This window comes from Desulfobacterales bacterium (assembly GCA_029211065.1).
Lineage (GTDB): Bacteria > Desulfobacterota > Desulfobacteria > Desulfobacterales > JARGFK01 > JARGFK01.
In genome coordinates this window covers 1-14,449 of the sequence record JARGFK010000115.1, presented here as the reverse complement: position 1 = coordinate 14,449, position 14,449 = coordinate 1, and the positions used below count along the sequence as shown (strand labels likewise).

Here is a 14,449-nt window from a genome sequence, read left to right as displayed (position 1 = left end):
GGGGTTGATTTCATGAATACATCCATAGTAAATAACTGAAGTAATTGCAAGAATAATCTTTACAATGTCAAATTAAACAACCTGGTCTCATATGCCGGGATCGTGCCGCGGGTTAAACAATCCGGCGGCCCTGAGGGACAGCCCCTTGCCGGTCGTGTCAGTAAAAGAAATAATCATATTCTCAAAGATTATGTGGTTCAATCGGCCTTCCATATCGGTCGATATGGACCGGCGGATCTTCTGGCCGATTATAAACGCCGCGAAGCAAACGGTCAGCACGCCGACTTTGGGATAGCCCGCCGATTCCTAAGAATGGCGTTGTGCTTAATGCGAACATCGCAGATTTATCTTCCAGCCCATCTGCGAAACGTTAAAACCAAGCCGCAAGAGCGAGCTGGTTACTATCTGTCTGTGTGGCCGTACCTTAAGGATAAATGGAGCAAACTCGGAGCGCTTAAAGCGGCCTTTGCTAAAGACCGGCCCCTGGGACAATGGAGATATATCATACAGGAGCTCTATGACATAAAACTCAGCCTGTAACCCCGTATCGATACCAGGGTTGACGTTAACGACAAAAGATATTTACAGCTTCGGCGGACAGGATGGCTCCGGACTACTGCTGCGGTGCTTTTTAAAAAAAAGATAAAAGCATTGACGGCTATGGCAAGAGTGCCTGACCCTGTCCGTCCGAACTTCTCATTATGGCTCCAAGGTGCTCTGATCTTGGCGACTGCCAGAGATCTTGTCATACCAGAATGCCAGCGTCGGACAATATCGGACGGGGTTTACCACCGGCTTCGTCGAGTTTTAAATATTAACTGCTGTGAAACCTAACTCTGGTTCAGAAGAAAGAACTTTAAAAAAACCGGCTTAGTCCGGTACGGGGGAGTGTTGTCTTGAAAAAAGATGAAAAAAGACCTTGACTTTTTTCTGGTGCTCTTGCCAGTTCCGATAATAGTGCGCTTAATAGGTATTTGTTTGGAATATATTTGATATCGTTCAAAATATCAAGAACGGGAATATTGCCTTTTAAAGCCGAATTGCAGAATAGAGATAAAGGTGGGCCGTTTTTTGGCTTCACCTCAGATTTTACTATACATGAAAATTTGGTTAAATTTGGCTAACCCACTATTTATTGATTTCTTAACATCTTCTACTGCTTTATCTGCCTTCTCTCCAAGCTTTTCCATAGGTCCTTTTTCTTCACATGAGATAATGCTTGTCATCAATATCGCTAATAATAAAGTGACTATCCATTTTTTCAATCCTGACATCCTTCTCCTCCTTATAAAAAAATCTTATGTTTAGTTTTAAGAAATGATGAAATGAACATTCCTTGCCAGAGTCCGAGCGCGAAGCTCACGCAAAATCAGTGCAGAATGAGAACGAGATTCCACAACAACTTGAATCTAAAAATATCGTTGGTTCGTAATAACTGGTGGTGAGAATTCAAAAGGATTTTGTTTTTTCAATATCACACGAATGTCCGGCATTGCAATATATAATGGATATTTGGGACCCGGCCTTTCGGGATGCTGACCCGCAATCTTTTCTCCGTCTTCCAAGTACTGCGGATCGTTCGTCAAAATTTTAAGGGCCGGGTGATATGCTTTATTCAACCGCTGCCGGCTGCTTTTTGATGAAATCCTGCCAGAAGGGCGACATCTGGCGCAGGCGTGCAATGATGGGCGGCATTTTTTCGATGATATAGTCGATCTCTTCCTCGGTATTGTAGATGCTCAGGCTGAAGCGGATCGAGCCGTGGGCTGATGTAAAGGGGACCCCCATCGCCCGTAGGACATGCGACGGCTCCAGGGAACCGGAGGTGCAGGCGGAACCGGAAGAAGCGCAGATCCCCAGGGCATCCATCATCAGCAGGATGGCTTCGCCTTCAATGTATTCAAAACCGATGCTGGTGGTGTTGGGGAGGCGATGGTCCCTGTCGCCGTTGACGATGACATGGGGGATCCGCTTTAAAATTTCAGTTTCAAGCTTGTCCCTTAACCCTTTGACGCGGGTGTTTTCTTCATCGATATGTTCCGCGGCCAGTTCACTGGCCTTTCCCAGGCCGATGATGGCAGGGACGTTTTCCGTTCCGCCCCGGCGGCCGCTTTCCTGGTGGCCGCCGATGAGGAAAGGTGAAAACTTGGTGCCCTTGCGCACATAGAGCACCCCGATTCCCTTGGGGGCATGGACTTTGTGGCCGGACAGGGACAGCATGTCAACGCCGGTCCTGTTGACGTTGATGGGGATTTTGCCGACGGCCTGGACGGCATCGGTGTGAAAGACGATGTTTCTTTCCTTGACGGCCTGGGAAATTTCTTCGATGGGGAAGATAACGCCGGACTCGTTGTTGGCCCACATGACGCTGACAACAGCCGTGTCGTCGGAAAGGTTTTTAACCAAAGCGTCAGTGTCAAGGCGTCCGTCGCAATCCACCGGAACCACGGTCAGGCGGTAGCCGTTTTTGGCAAGGTGCTCGCACAGGTTTTTAACGGCGGGATGTTCAACGCGGGTGGTGATGATATGCCGCTTTTCGGGGTTGGAGTGGATGGCAGCCCTGATGGCGGTGCTGTCACTTTCAGTGCCGCAGCTTGTAAAAACAATTTCCTCGGGGGCAGCGCCGATCAGATCGGCCACAGACGTGCGGGCAACTTTTATTTTTTTGGCGACATCACCGCCGAAGCTGTGCATGCTGGAAGGGTTGCCGTAGTTTTCAGAAAAGAAAGGGAGCATGGCTTCCAGTACCTGGGGGGCGACCCGGGTGGTGGCGTTGTTGTCCACATAGACCGTTTTCATCTTTCTATACCTCCTCAACAACGATTTCAGGGGTTACGAGCTCTCTAAGCTTTGATTCAACGTAGTGCTTGAGGGTGACCTGGGAGGCCTTGCAGGCGGCACAGGTTCCGCGGAGTTTCACCAGGACATGATTGCCATTCACATCTATCAACTCGATATCGCCGCCGTCTTTTTTCAGGGCCGGCCTTATTTCCCGCTCCAGCGTTTCTTCGATCAATTTGATTTTCTGGATATTGGTTAATCTGGCCGGTTGGGGCTTTTTTGGAAGGGCTTTCCCCTGGACGGCGTCGATAATTTCCTGGATGTTATCGTGACAATTTCCGCATCCGCCGCCGGCCTTCACATAGGCGGTGACATCTTCGATGGTTTTTAAATTGTTTTCCCGGACCGCCCGTTCGATTTCAAGATCCGTAACGCCAAAGCATTCACAGATGATCCGGCCTTCTTTTATCTCGGTTTTCTGGCCGCGGTAGTCGGAAATGGCTTGTTCCAATGCATCCCTACCCATGACCGAGCAGTGCATTTTTTCCTTGGGCAGGCCCCCCAGGTATGTGGCGATATCTTCATTGGTGATTTTGGCGGCTTCCTCCAATGTAAGCCCTATGACCATCTCGGTCAGGGCCGAGGAAGAGGCGATGGCGCTGGCACAGCCGAATGTCTGAAATTTAGCCTCGGAAATGCGCTTATTTTCATCCAGCTTGAAATACAACTTCAACGCATCCCCGCAGGCCAGAGAGCCGATCTCGCCCACACCGTCTGGATTTTCAATCTCACCCACATTGCGCGGATTTAAAAAATGGTCTTTGACCTTATCGGTGTATTCCCACATGATGACCTCCCCTTTCTCCATTCCTTAGCATTTGGGAATAAGTTAATCATTATGTTGCAAAAGAAAAGTGGATGATAAAAACTTAAATTTCCTTCTTAAAATATTTGCCGTGGCCGCTTAGCGTTGCTGAAAGGCCAGCAGTTTTTCTTTGAAATCAGGGGGAACCGGGACGGATTTGTTTAAGCTGTAGTCGTAGCAGACCTGGATGGATTCTCCGGTTGCAAACACAATGGAATCGTCCTTGCGGTCGGCCAGCTTGTAGGTAAACGTAAAACTTTTATTTTTTATGCCGCCGACGGATATATGCAGTTTTAATCGGTCCGTCATTCGGACCGGTTTCAGATAATCGCAACTGATGTGGGCCAATATAAAGCCGAACCCGGTTGGGCCGGAAAGCGTGAAATGTTTTTGAAAGAAGTTTTTGCGACCTTCTTCAAAGTAAGTAAAAAAAACAGCATTGTTCACATGGCCGAGAGCATCCAGGTCTCTGAAGCGGACATCGATATTTGTCGAAAATGCATGGGGCTGATTCATCCTAATCCTCTTGTAGTATTATCTTAAACCCTTTCATTTTGTTTACAATCAATCAGGGTTAAAATGTGTTGGACATGAGGTCCGGCATATGGCAAATTATGGACGATTCATAACACAGAAAAGCACGAGTTTTAAAGCGCTTTCAACATCAACCCGTAATTCAGAGGAGGTGTGAGCCATGAAAGCTAGAAAAGCCATGTTTGCCGGGAGCTGGTATCCGGACAGCGCGGATGCATGCGAGCGTGAAATAGCCTCGTTTATTAACAAGGCCAAGGGACCGGTTGCTGATGATAAAAGACTTGTCGGGGGTATTGTCCCCCATGCCGGCTGGTATTTTTCCGGAAGTATTGCCTGCAACGTCATCCATCGCCTCAGACAGGAACCACTGCCGGATGTGATCGTGGTTTTTGGCATGCATCTTCATCCTGCCTCCCCCCGCTATATGATGACCGAAGGGGCCTGGGAAACGCCTTTTGGTGATTTGCCGATTGCAACCGAATTGGCCCGGGAACTTAGCAAACGTTTTAAATTTAAGATTGAAACAGCCGATCATTTCAGCAGGGACAACACTATTGAACTGCAACTCCCCTTTATCAGGTATTTTTTTGAAAACGCAGCCATTGTTCCCATGGGCGTGCCGCCGGTAAAAGAGTCCCTGGAAGTTGCCCGGGCGGTTGTTGAGATTGCCGCCGGGCTTGATCTGAAGCTGAAAATTCTGGGTTCCACCGATTTGACCCATTATGGTATGAACTATGGATTTTCACCCAAAGGGGTGGGCGCTTCGGCGGTGAATTGGGTGCGGGACGAAAATGATAAACGCATCCTGGATGCCATGCTCGCCATGGATCCCGAGCGGCTTATCGGCGAGGCCCTGGAGAGCCAGAACGCCTGCTGTGCCGGGGCGGCGGGAGCGGCCATAGCGGCCGCAAAAACGCTGGGCGCCAAAGCGGCTGAAACCATCGCTTATGCTACTAGCTATGATAAAAGTCCCGGGGACAGCTTCGTCGGGTATGCCGGGGTGATTTTTTAGAAAACAGTTTTATTTCCGCAGGAAGGCACTATCCGTTGTGGCTGGGTGTTGGAGTCTATGCGGCAATGACACTAAGCTCTAAGCACGAAATCCGAAATCCGAAATCCGAAACAATATCTAATGACCAAAATTCGAATGACCCAAACAAAGCACGTGTCCAGTCTCTTTAAGGTGTTCGTGTTTTTGTTATTAGGGAATTTGACATTATCATTTGTTTCGCATTTCGATATTCGGGTTTCGGATTTTCCAACGACTTATACCCAGATCGGGCTCTCCTGGTTTAATCCGACGCCGACTTTCGGGAGCCATAGATTCATTTCTGTCGCTGCTCAATCTTGGCCCAGGTGTCGCGCAGGGAAACGGTCCGGTTAAATACCAGGCGGTTGTTGCCGGAGTCTATGGGGTCGACGCAAAAGTACCCCAGGCGTTCAAACTGATAACGGCTGCCCGGGGCGGCATCCGCCAGGCCGGGCTCAACCCGGCAATCCGTCAGCACCTCAAGAGAGTTCGGATTCAGCGAGGCTTTGAAATCCGGACTCTCTTTTTTGTCAGTGGGATTTTCATTCAAAAAAAGCCGGTCGTACAGGCGCACTTCAGCAGTGTGCGCATGGGCAGCCGATACCCAGTGCAGGGTGGCTTTGACTTTGCGGCCATCGGGGGCATCGCCGCCTTTGGTTGCGGGGTCGTAGGTGCAATACAGTTCGACAATCCGGCCGGTTTTTTCGTCTTTTACCACCCGGGTGCAGGTAATAAAATAGGCATACCGCAGCCGCACCTCCCGGCCGGGCGCGAGTCGAAAGTATTTTTTGGGCGGATCTTCGCGAAAATCCTCCTGTTCGATATACAGAACACGGGAAAATGGGAGCATGCGTGTGCCCATGCCGGCGTCTTCGGGATTGTTGACGGCTTCAAGCATTTCCTCCTGATCTTCCGGATAATTTTCAATGACGACTTTAAGGGGCTGCAAGACCGCCATGACCCGCGGCGCCCGTTTGTTCAAATCTTCCCGGACACTGTGCTCCAGGAGGGCCACATCCACCATGCTGTCGCGCTTGGCGACCCCGATGCGGTCGCAGAAGTTGCGGATGGACTCGGGTGTGTAACCGCGCCGGCGCAGACCGGACAGGGTCGGCATGCGGGGATCGTCCCATCCGTCGACATGCCCCTCCTCCGCCAGTTGCACCAGCTTGCGCTTGCTCAAAACGGTGTAGCTGAGGTTCAGCCGCGCAAATTCAATCTGCCGGGGGTGGCAGTCGACTTTCAGTTCATCCAGCACCCAGTCATACAGGGGGCGGTTGTTTTCAAACTCCAGTGTGCAGAGGGAATGGGTGATTCCTTCAATAGAATCCGAAAGGCAGTGGGTGTAGTCATACATCGGGTAGATGCACCAGGTGTCGCCGGTGCGGTAATGCGGGGTGTGCCGGATGCGATAAAGGGTCGGGTCCCGCATCAGCAGATTGGGCGCGGCCATGTCGATTTTTGCCCGCAATACATGGGCGCCGTCCTTAAATTCACCGGCCCGCATACGTGTAAATAAATCCAGGTTTTCTGCCACGCTGCGGGACCGATGGGGGCTGTTTCGGCCCGGCTCGGTCAAGGTTCCCCGAAACTCCCTGATTTCTTCGGCGCTTAAACTGTCGACGTAGGCTTTGCCCGCCCGGATCAGCTCGACAGCGTATTGATAGAGCTTTTCAAAATAATCGGATGCAAAGAAGAGATTGTCGCCCCAGCTAAATCCCAACCAGCGGACATCGGCCCGGATGGAATCGACATATTCCATGGACTCTTTGCTCGGATCGGTATCGTCAAAGCGCAGGTGGCACCGGCCGTTATGTTCAGCCGCAAGTCCGAAGTTCAGACAGATGGATTTGGCATGGCCGATATGCAGGTAGCCATTGGGTTCCGGCGGGAAGCGGGTAACCACCCGGCCGTTGTTTTTATTCAGCTTGATATCCTCAGCGATGATGCTGCGGATAAAATTGGGTGTCGGGGTTGAATCTGCCGTATTCATTTAATAATTCCTCAAAGATAAATTATTGTCCATTTGGCATGAAAAGTTACACCCGCCTATCGGGGAAAGCCGGAGGGCAGGTCTCATCCTTATTATAGATGAAAAATTTTATATCTGAAAAAGATATCGAGGGCAAGAGCCAGATTTAAAACCGAAGCCTGTTCAAATCGCTGATTGAATGTTACGCTGAAGCGATGACGCGTTTCTTAATAAAAAAAGGGTTGCAGATCGATCTCTGCAACCCTTTTATGTTGTGGCTGAGGGACTAGGATTCGAACCTAGGTTAACGGGGCCAGAACCCGTCGTCCTGCCGCTAGACGATCCCTCAATATCAAATAAAGTTGATCGTTACATAAAAAAAAGAGCAAGAGGTGTCAAGATAAAAGAGCGTATATAACATGCTGAATCTCATCTATAGCTGTTTTTCCTGGCCCATAATAAATTGAACGGCTTTTTTTAAACGCGAAACAACCCGCTCCTTGCCCAGCACCGCGATAATTTCGAAAATGCCGGGGCTGGCGGTTTTACCGGTCAGCGCCACCCGGACCGGCTGGGCGATTTTGCCCAGCTTTAAGCCGGTTCTCTCCATCACGGCCACAAATACGCCTTCAAGCGCTTTTTCATCAAATCGTTCAAGCTCAGCCAGCCGGTCGATCAACAGGCTCAAAGGCTCCCGGGCAGAGGGATTTAGAAATTTGCGGGCGGCCGTTTCTTCATAAGCGACATCATCACTGAAATAGAATCGTGCGTCTTCAGCCATATCCAGGAGGGTTTTGCTCCTCTCCCGCAGGGTGTTGATGACACCTTCAATAAAGGCGCCTTCGGTCAGGGTATACCCCCTGGCTGTTAAAAACGGCGTCAGGTGCCCAACCAGTATTTCCGGCGGCGTTGCCTTGATGTGGTCGGCATTCAGGGCCTGCAGCTTTTCCAAATCAAATACGCCGGCAGAGCGGCCGATGTTTTCAAGGGTAAATTTTTCAATCAACTCTTCCCGGGTAAAAAACTCCTGATCTCCAAAAGACCATCCCAGGCGGACAAGGTAATTGATGAATGCGTCCGGGAGATATCCCATATCCCGGTAGGCCGTCACGGACATGGCGCCATGGCGCTTGCTCAAACGGCTCCTATCGTTTCCCAATACCATCGGAACATGGCCGAAGGTCGGCAGCGGGCCCTCCAGGGCGTTGTAAAGCTGAATCTGTTTGGGCGTGTTCATCACGTGGTCGTCTCCGCGGATAACCGTGTTGATTCCCATGGTCAGGTCGTCGACTACCACGCAAAAATTATAAGTCGGGGTGCCGTCGCTGCGGGCAATGATAAAATCGTCCATTTCAGCGTTTTGAAATACAATGTTTCCCTTAATCACGTCTGAAAGTACGGTTGTGCCGGCCAGCGGGGCCTTAAACCGGACAACGGCATCCGCTGTTTTTAAGAGGCCTTTTTCCCGGCAGGTGCCGTCATATTTTGGTTTGCCGCCGGCAGCCATCCCTTTCTGGCGCATGACTTCCAATTCCTGCGGGGAACAGGTACAGTAATAGGCCGCTTCTTTATCCAGAAGCCGCTGAATATATTGCTGATAGATATCCAGCCGCTTAGACTGGAAATAAGGGCCGTCATCCCAGTCGATCCCTAGCCATTCAAGTCCGCTAAATATGGCTTCCACAGAATCCTGGGTCGACCGCGCCGTGTCGGTATCTTCGATCCTAAGGACAAATTTACCTTTCATGTGACGGGCATAAAGCCAGTTAAACAGGGCCGTACGGGCGCCGCCCACATGGAGAAACCCGGTGGGGCTGGGGGGGAAACGAGTTACGATGGGGTCCATTTTTGCCTGCCATTATCAGTAATAGTTAGAATGTAGCTTTTTATAACAATCTAAAATTATGGTAAATAATTAAAAATGTCATTTAAAATGAGCATTTAGATTAGTAATAGATTCAATCGCCGAGAAAAGATGAAAACCGGAAAACCCGGTGCAACGTGAACATTTACGGCAGCCATGAGACGGTTGCATCGGGCAATCAAGTCTCATTACCGACAAAATCGTTTCAAAATATGTTATATAATCAAGATGATACAATGTTTTTAGCTAAATCCGGGATAATTTTTAGAAGCCTCAATAGCATACTTGCCGATTGTGTACAAGCGGTCAAAAAAAAATATGAAAATTCTTGACATTCAAATTTATTTTGATTACTAGAAGGGCTCTTGAAAATAAATTAGTGATTATCGTTAAATATCAATTAAAATCAAATATTTAGGAGATTACTCATGGCAAATCCAAAACACAGAACATCTAAGTCAAAACGGGATATGCGTCGTTCACACGACAAATTAACCGCACCGAACGTTTCCACCTGCCCGCAATGCGGAGAGACCAAACTGCCGCACCATGCCTGCCCAAGTTGTGGATCCTACAAAGGGCGAACCGTAATTGAATCGAAAGACGAATAAGTTTAGGAGGAGTGATATCAATGTCGTTATCTCAGACTGAAGCCGGCTCTAATTTGATCGGACTGGATCCGGATTCGAGAAAAATGGTCCTTGACACTGTTAAGGACCTGCGCAAGCGGCTTCTGACCAAAGATAGAATTCTCGAATTTGACAAAAAAGAAGTGTTTCCCGAGGCCGACATTCGCAAGATGCTGGATCCGGAGATCGGCCTTCAGCTTCTTTTTATTCCGGAAGCCTATGGCGGCATCGGTGGCGGGGCCAGGGACAGTTGTGCGATTACCAGGGAGATGGGCCGCATCTGTCTGGGGGTCGCCACCGCTTTTTTTGCCATTCAACTGGGCGCAGACCCCCTGCTGGTGGGCGCGACCGAGGAGCAAAAAAAGAAATGGCTGGGGGCGATTGCGGAGGGAAACTCACTGGTTGCCTATGCCGTAACGGAACCGGATGCCGGCAGCAACCTGGCGGCCTTAACCACCACAGCGGACCCGGTTCGGGATGATTCGGGAAAAATCATCGGCTACAACGTAAACGGCAACAAGCAGTTCATTTCCACCGGCGGGTATGCCGACTTTATTACCCTGCTGGCCAAAACACCCGAGGGGCCCACCTTTTTTGTGGTTGAGAAAGGAACCAAGGGTTTCGTTCAGGGAAAGGGTGAAGAGAAGCACGGCATCCGGGCTTCCAATACATCGCCGCTTTCATTCAGCGATGTTTTTGTGCCGGTTGAAAATCTGATAGGCGGAGTCCCCGGGGTCGGTTTGAAACAGGCCAACGAGGTGTTCGGATATACGCGTCTGATGGTGGCAGCAATGGGGCTTGGGGCCGGGGAGTCGGCGCTGGGCATCGTTATCCCATATGCCAAAGAACGGATTCAGTTCGGATCGCCCTTGTCCGAGAAGCAGGGCTATACGCACAAGCTGGTGGTGCCCAATGCCGTCCGGCTGGAAGCCGCCGCCGCCTATCTGGATGAAGTTGCGCTGCGGTTTGATTCGGGCGAGAAGGACCTTCAGGTGGAAGGGTCCATCGCCAAATTCTTTGCAACCGAAGCCGCCAACAAAACGGCGGACGATGCCATTCAGGCCCTGGGCGGGTACGGATACATCGCCGAGTTCGAAGTTGAAAAAATAAAACGGGACGTCAAAATCACCTGCATTTACGAAGGGACCAGCGAAATCCAGCAAAATATCATCAGTACGTTCCGCTGGAAGAAAACCCGTAAAACAAAAGGTGAGTACTACGGGGCCATGGCAACTGAAATGGAAAAATTAGACCAAACGGCCCCTGATGCCGGCGGCCGTTATTATGGGCTGGCTGCGGTCGCTTTAAATAGTGCCATCGATCTGGTTCATGACCGCCGTTTGACAAAAGAGCAGCATGTCATGTTTCTACTGGCCGATATGATGACCTATGTGGAAGTCGGCGCCAGCCTGGCGCGCAAGGCAAAGCGGCTGGCTGAATCCAAGGCCAGGGATGCGGAAAGGATTAAAACGATTTCCAGGGTTTTTGCCGCCGAGGTGGCCCAGCTGGTTGCGCAAAATATTCTTAAGATCGTGAAGGGGACCGGCGCTTTTGACGAAAAAGAGGCCGCGGCTTTTATGAAAGCGGTGGCGCATGACCAGTTGATTTGCGGCTGCCAGAACGTTGTCAGAGACATGGATAAGGTCGCGGATAGATTGTTCGGGAGGTAAAAATGCCGGAAGATGGCAAACGTACGATTGTAATAACAGGCGGATCCAGGGGGATCGGACGCGCGATATGTCTTGCAATGGCGCAGCCGGAAAGCCGGATATATTTTAATTTTTATCCGGAAGATCCTGCTGCCGCAGATACCGAAAAAGAGATTGCCGCGCTGGGAAGCGAAGTTAAAAGCGCCTGTGTCAATGTGGTTTCGGAAAAGGAAGTTTCGGAATTCCTGGACAACATCATCAAAGAAACCGGGCGGATTGATGTGCTGGTCAACAATGCCGGCATTACCCGGGACAGTCTTCTGGTCCGGATGAAGGAAGCAGACTGGGATGCGGTCTTGAATGTGAATCTGAAAGGCGCATTTCACTGTACCCGGATAGCGGCCAAACAGATGATGAAGCAGCGTTCCGGCTGTATCATTAATATTGCGTCCATCGTCGGCGTCACCGGCAATGCCGGGCAGGCGAATTATGTGGTGTCCAAGGCCGGGATCATCGGGCTGACAAAGACGGCCGCAAAGGAGCTGGCGCCCCGGGGAATTACGGTCAATGCAGTCGCCCCCGGGTTTATTGAAACCGACATGACGGACGCACTGCCGGAAAACATTAAGAATGCCATGCTCGGCCAGATTCCACTGGGCCGGGCGGGGAAGCCGGAAGATGTGGCCGATATGGTTGCATTTCTGGCGTCGGAACAAGCGGCCTATATCACGGGTCAGGTAATTCACGTAAGTGGCGGAATGTACATCTAATAAGGAGGAAAATTTCATGTCCGTAGAGGATAAAGTAAAAAAAATAATTGCAGAGAAGCTCAGTGTTGAATTGGAAGAGGTGGTTCCGGAAGCATCTTTTGTGGATGATCTGGGGGCAGATTCGCTGGACCTGGTGGAACTGATCATGTCGATGGAAGAAGAATTTGATATCGATATTTCCGATGAGGATGCAGAGAAACTGGTAACGGTCAAAGATGCCATTGATTACATTAACTCGCATTAATTCGGCAGCGTCTATCGATCGTATTTGAGAAACCATACATATCGGTGGGAATTGGACAGGCTGCAGGGATTCCTTGGGTTTGGGGCGATATTTTTCAGCGCTGAACCGTCGCAATCAACATGGCGATAAAGGAGGATTTTTTGGACAGACGGGTTGTTATAACAGGGGTGGGACTGGTAACCCCTTTGGGGATCGGCGTTAATGAGACCTGGACGGCAATTTGTGCCGGCAAATCAGGTATCGGTGAAATTACCCGGTTTGATACCGCTCAGTATGATACCAAAATTGCCGGAGAGATAAAAAATTTTAATCCGGAAGATTTTTTGCCGAAAAAAGAGGCCCGGCGCATGCAGCCGTTCATTTCCTACGCCATTGCCGCAGCGCGGATGGCCCTGGATGATTCCGGCCTCGTGATCGACAGCCGCAACGCGGATCAGGTCGGCGTCATTACCGGATGCGGCCTGGGCGGACTTTCCTGGCTGGAAGAGCACAGTGTTCTCATCCATGAAAAAGGACCCAAAAAAGTCAGTCCGTTTTTTATTCCCCTGATGATCGGCAATATGGCTCCGGGCATGATCTCCATCCAGTTCGGCGCCAAGGGTCCCAATGTTTCCATTGCCACGGCCTGCGCAGCCGGCGCGCATGCCGTGGGCGATGCTTACAGCATTATTCAAAGGGGCGGGGCCGAGGCGATGATCGCCGGTGGGGTGGAATCCGTGATTACACCCACTTGCGTTGCCGGGTTCAATGCCATGAAGGCCCTGTCGACCCGCAACGGAGATCCCCAAAAAGCGTCCCGCCCCTTTGACCGGGATCGGGATGGTTTTGTGGTGGGGGAAGGCTGCGGCATTGTGATTTTAGAGACCCTTGAAGGTGCGCTGGAAAGGGGGGCTCATATCTATGCCGAGATGATCGGATATGGAATGAGCGGAGACGGGCATCATATCACGGCGCCGTCGCCGGACGGCGAAGGTGCGGCCCGGTGCATGCAGGCGGCGCTTCGCAGCGCCGGAATCAGTTATGATAAGGTTGAGTACATCAACGCCCACGGCACCTCGACCCAGATGAACGACCTTTTTGAAACCCGGGCGGTAAAGACCGTATTCAAGGAAAAAGCCAAGTCCATACCCATCAGCTCTACTAAATCCATGACCGGGCATCTGCTGGGGGGCGCCGGCGGAGTGGAAACCGTTTTCACAGCCCTGACGATTCATGACGGTGTGATTCCCCCGACCATAAACCTGGATCACCCCGGCGAAGAATGTGACCTGGATTATGTTCCCCATACAGCCCGCAAACAGGAAGTCAAAGTTGCCATGACCAATTCTTTTGGTTTCGGCGGAACCAATGCGTCACTCATTCTAAGCAAGTATTTTCAATAATTGATAAGAATTCTATTTTGAGGAGAGACTGTATCGAAAATTTATGGATGTGTGGCAAAAAAATAAGATGCCTGCCTTTGATTTTCTATTTTACCTCGTTCTAAAATTAGATGATTTTGATCTCAAATCATCAACTCAAGTGGGAAACTGATATTTATTGCCATAAAGACAAAAACAGATAGAATCCATACAATATGTAAGTCCAATTGACAGATTGTAAGGATTATTGGTATAAGCAGTTTCATGATACCTCGGATAATGTCAGAGAAAATAATTGCGTTAGCCCGTCAGTATCCTGTGGTCGCCCTTACCGGACCACGCCAATCCGGTAAAACAACGTTGGTACGGGAAGTTTTTCCCAATCGAGCGTATGTCAACCTGGAAGATCCGGATACGCGGGAATTTGCTGTCTCCGACCCCCGTCGATTTCTGGAGTCTCATCCTGAAGGAGCCATACTGGATGAAGTCCAGCGCGTACCTGAGCTTTTCTCTTACATTCAGACTCGGGTAGATGCATCCAGCAGGGAAGGGCTTTATATTTTGACCGGATCCTTTAACTTTAGTCTAATGGAAGGCATCAGCCAGTCACTGGCCGGCCGGGTTGCCATCTTGAATTTGCTTCCCTTTTCTTATGAAGAACTCGATCAAGCCGATCAAGTGTCCCAGCCTTTGGAATCCCTTCTTTTTGCAGGCGGATATCCGCGGATCTATGACAAGCAACTTTCGCCG

The 14,449-nt window shown here is 50.3% G+C and carries 14 protein-coding genes and 1 tRNA gene; 8 read left to right on the top strand and 7 right to left on the bottom strand.

Annotation, left to right across the window (positions count from 1 at the left end; translation table 11 throughout):
* Nucleotides 1-81 precede the first annotated feature (81 nt).
* On the top strand, nt 82-540 hold the full coding sequence (locus P1P89_19095) for a hypothetical protein (protein ID MDF1593620.1): 459 nt from the start codon (nt 82-84) through the stop codon (nt 538-540).
* Nucleotides 541-1,082: 542 nt separating this feature from the next.
* On the opposite strand, the gene P1P89_19090 is transcribed toward P1P89_19095, so the two are convergent.
* From P1P89_19090 to P1P89_19075, 4 genes are all read right to left on the bottom strand, one after another.
* Complete coding sequence (locus P1P89_19090; GenBank protein ID MDF1593619.1) at nt 1,083-1,274, bottom strand: hypothetical protein; 192 nt, start codon at nt 1,272-1,274, stop codon at nt 1,083-1,085.
* 337 nt (nt 1,275-1,611) lie between these two features.
* The gene (gene nifS, locus P1P89_19085; protein MDF1593618.1) at nt 1,612-2,799 is read right to left on the bottom strand and encodes a cysteine desulfurase NifS; all 1,188 of its coding nucleotides are present in this window, start codon (nt 2,797-2,799) and stop codon (nt 1,612-1,614) included.
* A 4-nt stretch (nt 2,800-2,803) separates the two neighbouring features.
* Nucleotides 2,804-3,628, bottom strand: coding sequence for a Fe-S cluster assembly protein NifU (gene nifU, locus P1P89_19080; protein MDF1593617.1), 825 nt, complete (start codon nt 3,626-3,628; stop codon nt 2,804-2,806).
* A 117-nt stretch (nt 3,629-3,745) separates the two neighbouring features.
* Nucleotides 3,746-4,162 carry a thioesterase family protein gene (locus P1P89_19075; GenBank protein MDF1593616.1) on the bottom strand — a complete coding sequence of 139 codons (417 nt, stop codon included), beginning with the start codon at nt 4,160-4,162 and terminating at the stop codon, nt 3,746-3,748.
* A gap of 178 nt (nt 4,163-4,340) precedes the next feature.
* On the opposite strand from P1P89_19075, the gene amrB reads away from it, so the two are divergent.
* The gene (amrB, locus tag P1P89_19070) at nt 4,341-5,192 is read left to right on the top strand and encodes an AmmeMemoRadiSam system protein B (GenBank protein MDF1593615.1); all 852 of its coding nucleotides are present in this window, start codon (nt 4,341-4,343) and stop codon (nt 5,190-5,192) included.
* Nucleotides 5,193-5,505: 313 nt separating this feature from the next.
* Here amrB and P1P89_19065 read toward each other — a convergent pair whose 3' ends face one another.
* The 3 genes from P1P89_19065 to gltX all read right to left on the bottom strand — a co-directional run bounded on the left by P1P89_19065 (nt 5,506) and on the right by gltX (nt 9,028).
* Entirely contained in the window at nt 5,506-7,203 is a 1,698-nt protein-coding gene (locus P1P89_19065; protein ID MDF1593614.1) for a glutamine--tRNA ligase/YqeY domain fusion protein, read from the bottom strand.
* A 254-nt stretch (nt 7,204-7,457) separates the two neighbouring features.
* A tRNA-Gln gene (locus P1P89_19060) sits at nt 7,458-7,531 on the bottom strand.
* Between the two features lie 84 nt (nt 7,532-7,615).
* On the bottom strand, nt 7,616-9,028 hold the full coding sequence (gene gltX, locus P1P89_19055) for a glutamate--tRNA ligase (GenBank protein ID MDF1593613.1): 1,413 nt from the start codon (nt 9,026-9,028) through the stop codon (nt 7,616-7,618).
* Between the two features lie 446 nt (nt 9,029-9,474).
* Here gltX and rpmF point away from each other — a divergent pair, with 446 nt between their 5' ends.
* From rpmF to P1P89_19025, 6 genes are all read left to right on the top strand, one after another.
* The gene (gene rpmF / locus P1P89_19050) at nt 9,475-9,657 is read left to right on the top strand and encodes a 50S ribosomal protein L32 (GenBank protein ID MDF1593612.1); all 183 of its coding nucleotides are present in this window, start codon (nt 9,475-9,477) and stop codon (nt 9,655-9,657) included.
* Between the two features lie 20 nt (nt 9,658-9,677).
* Nucleotides 9,678-11,345 carry an acyl-CoA dehydrogenase family protein gene (locus tag P1P89_19045; protein MDF1593611.1) on the top strand — a complete coding sequence of 556 codons (1,668 nt, stop codon included), beginning with the start codon at nt 9,678-9,680 and terminating at the stop codon, nt 11,343-11,345.
* A gap of 2 nt (nt 11,346-11,347) precedes the next feature.
* Nucleotides 11,348-12,094 (top strand): 3-oxoacyl-[acyl-carrier-protein] reductase, encoded by a 747-nt coding sequence (gene fabG, locus P1P89_19040; protein MDF1593610.1) that lies wholly within the window; start codon nt 11,348-11,350, stop codon nt 12,092-12,094.
* Between the two features lie 16 nt (nt 12,095-12,110).
* Entirely contained in the window at nt 12,111-12,338 is a 228-nt protein-coding gene (gene acpP / locus P1P89_19035) for an acyl carrier protein (protein MDF1593609.1), read from the top strand.
* 140 nt (nt 12,339-12,478) lie between these two features.
* The gene (fabF, locus tag P1P89_19030) at nt 12,479-13,720 is read left to right on the top strand and encodes a beta-ketoacyl-ACP synthase II (protein ID MDF1593608.1); all 1,242 of its coding nucleotides are present in this window, start codon (nt 12,479-12,481) and stop codon (nt 13,718-13,720) included.
* 258 nt (nt 13,721-13,978) lie between these two features.
* A partial coding sequence (locus P1P89_19025) for an AAA family ATPase (GenBank protein ID MDF1593607.1) occupies nt 13,979-14,449 on the top strand: 471 nt, incomplete at its 3' end.

Bases quoted from the DNA above. Each gene is read 5' to 3' on its own strand.
- P1P89_19090 (MDF1593619.1), bottom strand. From the start codon at position 1,274: ATGTCAGGATTGAAAAAATGGATAGTCACTTTATTATTAGCGATATTG.
- nifS (MDF1593618.1), bottom strand. From the start codon at position 2,799: ATGAAAACGGTCTATGTGGACAACAACGCCACCACCCGGGTCGCCCCC.
- nifU (MDF1593617.1), bottom strand. From the start codon at position 3,628: ATGTGGGAATACACCGATAAGGTCAAAGACCATTTTTTAAATCCGCGC.
- P1P89_19075 (MDF1593616.1), bottom strand. From the start codon at position 4,162: ATGAATCAGCCCCATGCATTTTCGACAAATATCGATGTCCGCTTCAGA.
- amrB (MDF1593615.1), top strand. From the start codon at position 4,341: ATGAAAGCTAGAAAAGCCATGTTTGCCGGGAGCTGGTATCCGGACAGC.
- P1P89_19065 (MDF1593614.1), bottom strand. From the start codon at position 7,203: ATGAATACGGCAGATTCAACCCCGACACCCAATTTTATCCGCAGCATC.
- gltX (MDF1593613.1), bottom strand. From the start codon at position 9,028: ATGGACCCCATCGTAACTCGTTTCCCCCCCAGCCCCACCGGGTTTCTC.
- rpmF (MDF1593612.1), top strand. From the start codon at position 9,475: ATGGCAAATCCAAAACACAGAACATCTAAGTCAAAACGGGATATGCGT.
- P1P89_19045 (MDF1593611.1), top strand. From the start codon at position 9,678: ATGTCGTTATCTCAGACTGAAGCCGGCTCTAATTTGATCGGACTGGAT.
- fabG (MDF1593610.1), top strand. From the start codon at position 11,348: ATGCCGGAAGATGGCAAACGTACGATTGTAATAACAGGCGGATCCAGG.
- acpP (MDF1593609.1), top strand. From the start codon at position 12,111: ATGTCCGTAGAGGATAAAGTAAAAAAAATAATTGCAGAGAAGCTCAGT.